The organism is Nostoc sp. (assembly GCF_036917455.1).
Taxonomy (GTDB): domain Bacteria; phylum Cyanobacteriota; class Cyanobacteriia; order Cyanobacteriales; family Nostocaceae; genus Nostoc.
In genome coordinates this window covers 1-11659 of record NZ_JBALDK010000082.1, presented here as the reverse complement: position 1 = coordinate 11659, position 11659 = coordinate 1, and the positions used below count along the sequence as shown (strand labels likewise).

Here is an 11659-nt window from a genome sequence, read left to right as displayed (position 1 = left end):
GGTTTCACACCTACATTGTTATTCAGTTATCTAGGCTTGAACCTAGCCAGTCGTCCCTAAGTATTACTACTTATTTAGACTGAACGAATCGCACCTCAAGCTCCATACCTCTTACTTCTCTTAATAACATTAGTAGCGGCTGTCTTGAATTGTCTAGCCAGTTGTTGCGATCGCACAAGAGTTTCTTGCAAAATATTTAGGTGGTAAATTTGAACCTTTAGGAGATATCCTCGGTCATTCAGGAATAGTTAAATAAAGTCTCAAAAAGTGGTTAGTGTAATTCACCGACCACCTTAATATTTTGAATTTGGAACAATTCATCCATACAACAACTGATTTCTAGTTTCATCAGCCGTTAGTGTGTTTACCAGAATACCAATCCGTTGTGCCACTTCATAAGCATTTTTCTGAGGCACAACGATAATCCCAAAATGTTCTTTATTCTCCTCTATGTACTGAAATGCAACCGCTCAAAATCGACACGGTTATGTGTCAAAAAACATCTGCTCATAGAAGTTGCAAATTCTAGTTGCTCACGGTCAGTTTTGCCGAGGGTTGCTTGTTCCGAAACAGTTGTGATATCCAAACCGCGCGAGCGTAACAGTGTAGCAACCAACGCTGACATGTCCTCATCACTGTAAAGTGCAGCAAAAACCGTCACAATGTCCCCAGTATAGCTTTTACAGATGGGTGTATCAATTCATTTGGTATCTGGTTTCGCTCAATGTATTCATTAATCTCCGCCTGATGATCGAGATAAAAACTCAAGGCATCAAACACTTGTGCCAGGGCTAGATGTGGCAAATGGTTTAGGATTTCTTCTGGCATAATCCCCAATCGCCACAAACCGACAATGGCACGAACAGATGTCCGAGTACCTATAATAATTGGCTCTCCACTCAAAATTTCAGGGTTACGGGTAACGTAGCGCGAGGAGGTTTCAGCAAACATAGAACGAATGAAGGAAGCAGAACTGGCGTTGTCTCTAGTTTATCAATAGTTTTGGTCAGCAGCAGGCTGGTTTACCAGACTAGAAAATCGCTTGGGTATCCCGCATTTCTCACAAGCTTGAGGGGAAGGACGGGCAGAGGGGCAGAGGGGAAAGAACTTGGTATTTGAACTCTGCTCCCTTGCTCCCTTGCTCCCCTGCTCCCTTGCTTCCTTGCTCAAGCGCAGGCTGTAATCGAGATGTGGTGACAAATCCGGGGTATGCGTACAGTCGTGTAGGAGAAGAAAAGTATTCCTTGCTTGAAACCTCTGACAACTCTTGGAGACGCTGCGCGAACTGGCATAGGGTATTCTGAATTCTGACTTCTGAATTCTGACTTCCGACTCCTTTTCATCTCATCAAAGCTTACTTAACATCAAAGTCCGCGTGAGGGAAGTTAAATCGTTTTTCGATTCAATGTTGCCTGTTATTTAAAGCGATCGCTTCCCTAAAATTGCTGCAAAAATCGCAAATCGCTAGCATACAAGCGACGAATATCATCAATTTGGTGTAACACCATTGCAAAGCGTTCTACCCCAAAACCGGCAGCAAAACCAGTATAAATTTCTGGGTCATAACCCACAGACTTAAGTACATTCGGATCGACCATCCCGCAGCCCATCACCTCCAGCCAGCGACCATTCCACTGCAAATCTACTTCAGCCGAGGGTTCGGTAAAGGGGAAATAACTGGCGCGAAAGCGAATCGGTAAATCGCCAAATACTGCTTGTAAAAATACCTTAATTGTGCCTTTGAGGTCTGTAAAAGTTAGTCCCTCATCAATGGCTAAAAGTTCGATTTGATGGAAAACAGCCGAGTGAGTGGCATCTACATTATCTCGCCGATAAACTCGCCCTGGAGCCACAACCCGAATCGGTGGTTCTTCTCTTTCCATATAACGAATTTGCACTGACGAGGTATGAGTGCGGAGAAGATTGCCATCTGGCAGGTAGAAGGTATCCTGCATATCACGGGCGGGGTGGTCAGGCGGAGTATTGAGAGCCTCAAAATTATAATAATCTGTTTCCATCTCTGGCCCTTGAGCCACCGTGTAGCCCATACCAACAAAGATATCCAGCGCCCGGTCGATAATGCCGTTGAGGGGATGAATGCGACCTTGGGGGCTGTAAATTCCTGGCATAGTTACATCCAGAGTTTCCGCCTCTAGCTGTACCTGAATTTGCGCGGCTTCCAGAGCGGTGCGTTGTTGGTCTAGACTAGTTTGCAAAGATTCTTTGACTGTATTGGCGATCGCTCCAATTTTCGGTCGTTCCTCTGCGCTCATTTGCCCCATACTTCGCAACAGTGCCCCCAGTTCCCCTTTCTTACCCAGATAATTAACTCTGAGTTCTTCTAGACGTTCTAGGGTGTCGGCGGCTGCGATCGCTTTTTCTCCTGACTGCCGCAGTGCTAAAAGTTGAGCTTCTAAATTGCTAGTCATTAGTTATTAGTCATTGGTCATTAGTCATTAGTCTATAGTCAAAAGCCGTGAACTGCTCGATAAATCAACTTACAGATAAGGGGCAAACTCTCGCTACAGTGTACTAGTGAGTATAAATGTTTTTTGCTACTTGTGACCTCAGACATTGACAAATAACAAATAAAAAATAACAAATAACTAATGACCAATGATTAATGACTAATGACTAATGACTAATGACTAATGACTAATGACCAATGACCAATGACCAATGACTATGAAATTACTAATTAGCAACGACGATGGAGTTTCTGCCTTGGGGATTCGTACCCTAGCCAACTATTTGGCAGAGGCAGGTCATGATGTGAGTGTAGTTTGCCCAGATCGTGAGCGATCGGCAACTGGACATGGATTAACTCTCCACCAACCCATTCGTGCCGAAATTGTGGAGTCAATTTTTCATCCTGCTGTCAAAGCTTGGGCTTGCGATGGTACGCCTTCAGATTGCGTCAAATTGGCACTGTGGGCTTTGCTAGATACTCCCCCCGATTTGGTTCTCTCTGGCATTAATCAAGGAGCCAATTTGGGAACTGAAATATTATATTCCGGCACTGTTTCGGCAGCAATGGAAGGTCTAATTGAAGGCATTCCCAGCGTAGCGTTAAGTCTTATTAGTCATACATCTAAAGATTTTCAACCTGCTGCCAAGTTTGCCAAAGTTCTCGTAGACCAGTTAGCCCAAAAACCACTGCCAGATTTAATGTTGCTCAACGTCAATATTCCTCCTGTTAAGTGGGAAGAAATTGCCGGTGTTACTCTTACCCGTCAAGGAGTGCGGCGTTACATTGATGTGTTTGATAAACGAGTCGATCCTCGTGGAAAAACGTACTACTGGTTGACTGGAGAGGTAATTGAGGATGTAGAACCTCCAACTGGATTAAATCTACCTGAAAATGTACCGACAGACGTAAGTGTTGTCCGTAAAAACCACATCAGTATCACTCCATTACAGTACAATCTTACCTACGCAACTGGACTAGATAAATTGTCTGACTGGGAATTTAATTTTCCGTAAATCATTTGATTTATCAGGATAAAACTGGGGTTATTCAAATGCATTCGATAAGAATGTAGGCTATAACGTAGGGGCACTCTTGAAATAACTGATACACATTCACCCTAAAAGCTAAAAAATTTTACCTGAAAGTATTTCATTCACATTTACACAATCGGTCAGAAACAGGGTATGCTGTTTTACCAAGAAATCCTCCCTCTACCAAAATCAGTTAGACAGCATAAACTTAAACCAAATAAAGCAGCTAATCCAAAATATCGCCCGCTCAGTCCAGCAAGCAACACCTATGTCTAGGATAGAGAACCAATTTACCGTACAATTTTGGGGCGTTCGCGGCAGCATCCCCAGTCCAGGGCCACACACTGTTCGTTACGGCGGTAATACCCCTTGCATATCAATGCAAGCGGGCGATAAACGCTTAGTTTTCGATGCTGGCACAGGACTACATGTTTTGGGGCAATCTTTGTTGCGCCAGATGCCGTTAGAAGCTCATATATTTTTTACCCATTCTCACTGGGATCACATGCAGGGTTTTCCCTTCTTTAGCCCAGGTTTTGTAAAGGGAAATGACTTTCATATCTACGGCGCGATCGCACCTGATGGTTCTACTATAGAACAGCGCCTCAACGATCAAATGTTGCACCCGAACTTTCCCGTACCCTTGCAGATTATGCAAGCTAATTTAAATTTCTACGATATTCGACCAGGGCAACCAATCCACATCGATGACCTTACCATAGAAACAGCACCTTTAAACCATCCAGGTGAAGCCGTAGGATACCGCGTCAACTGGCGTGGTGGTGCTGCTACTTATATCACCGATACCGAACATTTTCCCGACCGACTCGATGACAATGTGCTGTGGTTAGCTCGGAATGCTGATATTCTAATTTACGATTCCACCTACACAGACGAAGAATATCATTCTCCAAAATCCCCCAAAATTGGCTGGGGACATTCTACTTGGCAAGAAGCTGTGAAAGTGGCACAAGCTGCTAATGTCAAAACTCTGGTGATTTACCACCACGATCCAGCACACGATGATGACTTTTTAGATGGTGTAGGGAAACAAGCAGCTGCGAAATTTCCCGGAGCGATCATGGCACGAGAAGAATTGGTACTTCAGATTGCCACCTCAGTAGCCTTATCAGAATCTTTTCCTGTTAGTAAGTTTTCGACTTAAAGATTGCGATCGGAGGAATTGGAGATTTTAGATTAGATTGGTGATCAGAAGCTTTCAGCGCGAGAGCGTACCTGTTGGCTGTACGGTGAGACAGCGCTGCCCAGAGTTGTCACGCAAACCATAGGATAAGGGCGACAACAGGAGGAAACACTTTATAGATTCACCAACACAGCCTAGACACCCACAGAAGCCCTCTCTTGCGGCTGAACTGAGCCTAAAACCTCGTTGCTAGTCTCAACAAGGAACTAGAGCCTTTTTAGCTTTGGTATTTGTGGTTATCTGGAACTAGCAATTAGCTGTCAACCAATTTTAGATTTTGAATTTTGGGTTTTGGATTGAAAAAGATCGCTGTCTTCTCTGCGAGACGCTACGCGAAGGCTCAGGGTTAAACTGAGGATTTTGGATTTGTTCAGCCTATGAGGGGCAGGGCATTAATCTAAAATCTAAAATCTAAAATCTAAAATTCGTACACCATCTGGGGCTACTTCCTGTGGCTTAGGGTTTTGGGCGAGAGCACAAGACCTCATGGGCAGTTGGTGAATGTCCTCCTCAAGGCGGTTTACCATAAAGTAGCTTCCTGCTGATAGCTAAAATAAACCTAAAATCTCAGAATCCACGTGCTAAATTTGTCTCAAAATGGGTGTTCTGTGTGGGTTGCTTCTTCGAGCGAAGGGCTGCTAACGCCGACTGCTGTTGCCCTTGGCAAGTTTGATGGTGTTCATCTTGGCCATCAAAGGGTAATTCAACCAGTCTTGCACGCTGGCGATCGCTTGTCAGTAGCCAGTACTCCGCAGTCAAAGGAAAATCAACAACTAACAAATCAAGAATATACTTACTCAACAGTTGTCACCTTTGACCCCCATCCACAGGAGTTTTTTACGGGGCAACCCCGGACTTTATTAACGCCACTGGATGAAAAAGTCCAACAATTGCGATCGCTTGGGGTAGAACAACTGGTACTACTACCCTTTGACAAAGAATTGTCTGCGTTGACCCCTGAAGAATTCGTCCAAAAAATTCTCGTGCAACAACTGCAATGCCAGCGAATTAGCATCGGGCAGGATTTTTGTTTTGGCGAAAAGCGCAGTGGTACTGCTAAAGATTTGCAATTAATCGCCGCCAAACACAATATCCCCGTTACCATCGTTCCCTTGCAAACTTATACAGGTGACTCGCCCACTCAAAGCAGTTGCGTCAGTACTACCCCGACTCAAGATGCCCGCATTAGCACTTCATTGATTCGTCAAACCCTTGAGCAAGGGGACATCGAAAACGCAAATCTACTACTAGGTCGTCCCTACACTCTCTTGGGTATTGTCGTTCAAGGTCAACAATTAGGCAGAACCATTGGCTTTCCCACCGCCAACCTCCAACTACCAAAAGAAAAGTTTTTGCCCCGCCAAGGAGTTTACGCTGTCCGCATTTTTACTCTCAGTGAAACATCAGATGCTCCTTCTAGCGAGAGCTTGGGCGTAATGAACATCGGCAACCGCCCAACTGTAAATGGTACTTATTCATCTGCGGAAGTACATTTATTCGATTGGTCTGGTGATTTGTATGGTAAAAAACTGGCTGTAGAACTAGTTAAATTTTTGCGCCCCGAACAAAAATTTCCTTCTCTAGAAGCCCTGAAAACACAAATTCAACTTGACTGCGTTGTTGCCAAAGAAGTTTTGAGTGTTGAGTGCTGAGTGCTGAGTGGGAACAATGTATTTAGGGAAATTGGGCATTGGGCATTGGGTATGAAGAAGAGACAAGTTAGACAAGGAAGAGGGGGGAGACAAGGGAGAAACTTATTCAATAATTCCCCCTTGTCCCCCTGCTCCCCCTACCTCCCCTGCTCCCCCTGCTCCCCCTGCCCCCCTGCCCCCCTGCCCCCCTGCTTCCCTATTCCCCATTCCCCACTCCCCGCGCTGCATGAGAGAAAAAATTGACGCTTTAACCCAAAATCTGGCTCTTACTATTGTTGGTAAAGCTGAGGCAATACGCTTAGTGCTAGTAGCCTTGCTAGGTGGTGGTCATGCCCTCCTAGAAGATGTCCCTGGAGTTGGTAAAACTCTGCTTGCTAAATCCTTGGCTCGTTCGCTAGATGGCAGGTTTCAACGACTACAATGTACCCCCGATTTACTACCAACTGATATTACTGGCACCAATATCTGGAACCCAAAAAGCGGTGAATTTACTTTTCTTGCTGGGCCAGTCTTTGCCAATATCCTCCTAGCTGACGAAATTAACCGCGCTACACCCCGCACTCAGTCAGCTTTGCTGGAAGTGATGGAAGAACATCAGGTAACAGTCGATGGTGTCTCTCGTCCAGTTCCCCAGCCGTTTTTTGTCATTGCCACTCAAAACCCTATTGAGTATCAAGGTACTTTTCCTTTGCCGGAAGCGCAAATGGATCGGTTCATGTTGTCGCTAAGTTTAGGTTATCCTTCGGAGTCAGAAGAACTCCTGATGCTGCAAAATCTCCAAAATGGTGTGAAGGTTGCTGATTTACAGCCTTGTATTACCTTGGCAGAAGTACAGGAATTGCGTTACCTCTGCTCTCAAGTAAAAGTCGCGACTTCCTTGCAACAGTACATCCTCGAATTGGTGCGAGCAACACGCCAAGATGAGGAAATCGCCCTTGGTGTCAGTCCGCGTGGCACATTAGCATTACAACGGGCGGCCCAAGCGCTAGCTTTTCTATTAGGGCGTGATTATGCTATTCCCGATGATGTAAAATTTCTCGTCCCTCACGTTCTTTGCCATCGCCTGATTCCTAGAGGAGGAAGGAATGCAAGAACTGTTGTTGAGCGATTATTGCGATCGGTTCCTATTCCTTAAGGTAATAAAAAAGGTAGTTTTGAGAGTGAGTCAGGTTAAAACTACCAAGAGATTTTTTCTTGCATAGCTTCAGTGTTATTAATCTTAGAGATATATAGACGCAAAGCGGCTTGCCATTAATAAAACTACTTACACAAAATCCGAAACACTACCAATACTGCGTAAGTCCTATGATTAGCACAAGCGCCACTTCTAAATATCTGGGAATGTGAGGAATGTCAATTTTTATTAAGCGCAAAACCCGCGATGCCTACGGCGGGCTACGCCAACGCCAAACGCCACAGCAAAGTGCCGAACGCCAATTTAAACGCCAATTTTTTGGTTTACTTTTGGTAATCGTTACGTGGAGCCTAGCTATGGGTTGGCTGCTAGCCTTAGCAACTAATGCCCAAAGTGCTACACCCCCCACCGAAATTGGCACGGTTGACGTAGTACCTGCCCAGTACCAACTGGGGCAAGAACTGTACTTAGAAAACTGCTCTACCTGCCACATTGCCTTACCACCAGCCGTTTTACCCACCCAAACTTGGAAAAATCTCCTGCAAGACTCGCAGCATTACGGCGCACAATTAAAGCCTCTAGTCGATCCGCCGCGCATTTTGGTGTGGAAATATCTTTTGACTTTCTCCCGCGTTCAGCTAGACGATGAAGAAACACCCTATCGCGTCAATAACTCGCGTTATTTCAAAGCTTTGCATCCAGGAGTGAAGTTACCACGTCCCGTCCAGGTTGGTAGCTGTGTCAGTTGTCATCCTAGTGCTAGTGACTACAATTTTCGCCGCCTGACATCACAAGAGGCAGAGGGGCAGAGGAGATAGGGGGCAGAGAGAGGGGAAACCCGCATTTCTCACAAGCTTGAGGGGAAGGATGGGCAGAGGGGCAGAGGGGCAGGGGAGGCAGGGGAGGCAGGGGAGGCAGGGGAGGCAGGGGAAGCAAGGGAAGAAAAAACTAATACTCGCATTTCTCACAAGCTTGAGGCGAAGGAGGGGCAGAGGGGAAAGAACTTGGTATTTGAACTCTCCTCTGCTCCCCTGCTCCCCTGCTCCCCCTGCCTCCCCTGCTCCCCTGCTCAAGCGCAGGCTTAATCGACATGTAGTGAGAAATCCGGGGAAAGATCCTGAGAAAGTTCCCCCCTGCTCCCCTGCCCCTCTGCCCCCTGCTCTCTCATCTGGGGGCAAAATGATACTATGAAGAAAGACTAAATAGTAAGATAAGAGTTAAAACCAATCATTTAAGAAACTAACTGACTAGTTTTTCTCCTGTTTTTGAGGTAATTCTCATTTCACACCCATCCACGACCAAGACGGTTGGGTTGGGTTAAATGTTTATAATCAATGCCGACCCTTTAATCCCCATCCCCTTGATTCAGTTCTATAACCTGCCATGTTAAAACTTTTGTTGGGCGACCCCAACGCTCGTAAGCTTAAAAAATACCAGCCTTCTGTTACTGAAATTAACCTTTTAGAGGAAGAAATTAAGGTTCTTTCTGATGAGGAGTTAAAAGGTAAAACTGTCGAATTTAAACAACGACTTGCCAAAGGCGAAGCCCTGGATGACCTATTGCCAGAAGCTTATGCCGTTGTTCGGGAAGCAGGACGGCGAGTCTTAGGCTTGCGGCACTTTGATGTCCAACTGCTTGGCGGTATCATTTTGCACGTAGGGCAAATTGCCGAAATGAAAACTGGTGAGGGTAAAACACTTGTAGCAACCTTGCCGAGTTATTTAAATGCCCTGACTGGTAAAGGTGTACACGTTATCACTGTGAACGATTACCTGGCTCGTCGGGATGCTGAATGGATGGGGCAGGTGCATCGGTTTTTGGGGCTGAGTGTGGGGCTAATCCAGTCAAGCATGACTCCCAGCGAACGCCAGAAAAACTACGATTGCGATATCACTTATGTCACCAACAGCGAAATCGGTTTCGACTACCTGCGGGATAACATGGCGACATCAATGGCAGATGTGGTGCAACGCCCATTCAATTATTGCGTGATTGACGAGGTAGACTCGATTTTAGTTGATGAGGCGCGGACACCTCTAATTATTTCTGGGCAGGTGGAAAGACCTACAGAAAAGTATCTGCAAGCTGCCGAAATCGCATTCACACTCAAAAAAGACGAGCATTATGATGTGGATGAAAAAGCTCGTAACGTGCTATTGACAGATGAAGGCTTTGCTGAATCGGAAAATCTTTTGGGAGTCACAGATTTATTTGACCCAGAAGATCCTTGGGCGCACTTCGTTTTCAATGCGATTAAAGCCAAAGAACTTTTCCTCAAGGACGTAAATTACATCGTCCGCAATGGGGAAGTGGTAATTGTAGATGAATTTACCGGTCGGGTGCTACCCGGACGGCGTTGGAGTGATGGACTACACCAGGCTATTGAAGCCAAAGAACACGAAGAGATTCAGCCAGAAACTCAAACTCTAGCGACAATTACTTATCAAAATCTGTTCTTGCTGTATCCAAAACTGGGTGGAATGACCGGAACGGCAAAAACGGAAGAACCAGAATTTGAAAAAATTTACAAATTGGAAGTTGCGGTAATTCCTACTAACCAAACCAGAAGACGCGAAGACTTGTCTGATATGGTCTTTAAGACAGAAGCTGGCAAGTGGGGCGCGATCGCTAAAGAATGTGCCGAAATGCACCAACTCGGCAGACCTGTATTAGTGGGAACCACTAGCGTCGAAAAATCCGAACTTCTCAGCCGACTGCTGAAGCAACTAGAGATTCCCCACGAATTACTCAACGCTCGACCGGAAAACGTCGAGCGAGAAGCGGAAATCGTTGCCCAAGCTGGACGCAAAGGTGCTGTTACTATTGCTACTAATATGGCAGGTAGGGGTACAGACATCATCTTGGGTGGTAACTCCGAATACATGGCACGTCTGAAGCTGCGGGAATACTTCATGCCCCGAATTGTGATGCCAGAAGATGAAGATAACTTTGGCGTTCAAAGACCAGCTGGATTACCAACTGGACACGGTGGTGGTCAAGGCTTTGTCCCTGGCAAAAAAGTTAAAACTTGGCGGGCTTCACCAGAAATTTTCCCCACCCAATTGACAAAAGAGACAGAAAAACTACTCAAAGACGCAGTAGAAATTGCAGTCCGTGAGTATGGCGATCGCAGTTTACCGGAACTGGAAGCAGAAGACAAGGTAGCTGTAGCCGCAGAAAAAGCTCCCATAGACGATCCGGTGATTCTTAAATTGCGGGAAGCTTACAAGCGGATTAAGCAAGAATACGAACAATTTACTACCCGCGAACATGATGAAGTGGTGGGAATCGGTGGTTTACACGTAATTGGTACAGAACGCCATGAATCGCGGCGGATTGATAACCAGTTGCGGGGACGTGCAGGAAGACAAGGCGACCCTGGAAGCACGAGATTTTTCCTCAGTTTAGAGGATAACCTACTGCGGATTTTTGGTGGCGAACGTGTTGCTGGGTTAATGCAAGCCTTCAACGTAGAAGAAGATATGCCCATCGAATCTGGGATGCTCACCCGGAGTTTGGAAGGCGCACAGAAAAAAGTAGAAACCTACTACTACGACATCCGTAAGCAGGTTTTTGAGTATGACGAGGTGATGAACAATCAACGTCGTGCTATTTACGCCGAACGCCGCCGGGTGTTAGAAGGTCAAGATTTGAAAGAACAGGTAATTAAGTACGCTGAAAAAACGATGGATGACATCGTAGACTACTACATCAACGTAGACTTGCCCTCGGAAGAGTGGGAGTTAGAAAAGTTGGTTGAGAAAGTCAAAGAATTTGTCTATCTGCTAGCAGACTTGCAGCCAAATCAATTAGAAGATATGTCAGTCAGCGAGATTAAAGCCTTCCTCCACGAACAGGTGCGAATAGCTTACGACCTCAAAGAAGCCCAGATTGACCAAGTTCAACCCGGACTGATGCGCCAAGCTGAACGCTTCTTTATTTTGCAACGCATTGATACCCTGTGGCGGGAACACCTGCAACAAATGGATGCCTTGCGCGAATCGGTGGGATTACGTGGTTACGGTCAAAAAGACCCGCTAATTGAATATAAGAGCGAGGGTTACGAACTCTTCTTGGATATGATGGTCAACATTCGCCGAGATGTGGTTTATTCGTTGTTTATGTTCCAGCCCCAGCCGCAGCAGATGATGCAGGCTTCGTCTGAG

The 11659-nt window shown here is 45.8% G+C and carries 9 protein-coding genes; 6 read left to right on the top strand and 3 right to left on the bottom strand.

Features of this window, described 5'->3' with window-relative positions:
* Positions 1-448: 448 nt before the first annotated feature.
* The 3 genes from V7K42_RS09050 to pheS all read right to left on the bottom strand — a co-directional run bounded on the left by V7K42_RS09050 (position 449) and on the right by pheS (position 2429).
* On the bottom strand, positions 449-661 hold the full coding sequence (locus tag V7K42_RS09050; protein ID WP_334915449.1) for a DUF5615 family PIN-like protein: 213 nt from the start codon (positions 659-661) through the stop codon (positions 449-451).
* Positions 658-951, bottom strand: a complete 294-nt coding sequence (locus V7K42_RS09045; protein ID WP_334888989.1) for a DUF433 domain-containing protein — start codon at positions 949-951, stop codon at positions 658-660. Before V7K42_RS09045 ends, V7K42_RS09050 begins: the two co-directional genes overlap by 4 nt.
* A gap of 485 nt (positions 952-1436) precedes the next feature.
* Positions 1437-2429: a phenylalanine--tRNA ligase subunit alpha gene (gene pheS / locus V7K42_RS09040; protein ID WP_334915447.1), complete on the bottom strand. Its 993-nt coding sequence runs from the start codon at positions 2427-2429 to the stop codon at positions 1437-1439.
* A gap of 256 nt (positions 2430-2685) precedes the next feature.
* Here pheS and surE point away from each other — a divergent pair, with 256 nt between their 5' ends.
* From surE to secA, 6 genes are all read left to right on the top strand, one after another.
* Positions 2686-3483: a 5'/3'-nucleotidase SurE gene (gene surE, locus V7K42_RS09035; protein ID WP_334889013.1), complete on the top strand. Its 798-nt coding sequence runs from the start codon at positions 2686-2688 to the stop codon at positions 3481-3483.
* A 286-nt stretch (positions 3484-3769) separates the two neighbouring features.
* Positions 3770-4666, top strand: coding sequence for an MBL fold metallo-hydrolase (locus V7K42_RS09030; protein WP_334915445.1), 897 nt, complete (start codon positions 3770-3772; stop codon positions 4664-4666).
* Between the two features lie 617 nt (positions 4667-5283).
* A complete protein-coding gene (locus V7K42_RS09025) occupies positions 5284-6357 on the top strand; it encodes a bifunctional riboflavin kinase/FAD synthetase (protein WP_334915443.1) in 1074 nt (357 codons plus the stop codon).
* Between the two features lie 226 nt (positions 6358-6583).
* Entirely contained in the window at positions 6584-7492 is a 909-nt protein-coding gene (locus V7K42_RS09020) for an AAA family ATPase (RefSeq protein WP_334915442.1), read from the top strand.
* A gap of 215 nt (positions 7493-7707) precedes the next feature.
* On the top strand, positions 7708-8310 hold the full coding sequence (locus V7K42_RS09015) for a cytochrome C (protein WP_334915440.1): 603 nt from the start codon (positions 7708-7710) through the stop codon (positions 8308-8310).
* A 565-nt stretch (positions 8311-8875) separates the two neighbouring features.
* Positions 8876-11659 (top strand): preprotein translocase subunit SecA (gene secA / locus V7K42_RS09010; RefSeq protein ID WP_334915438.1); only part of this gene is annotated, 2784 nt, incomplete at its 3' end.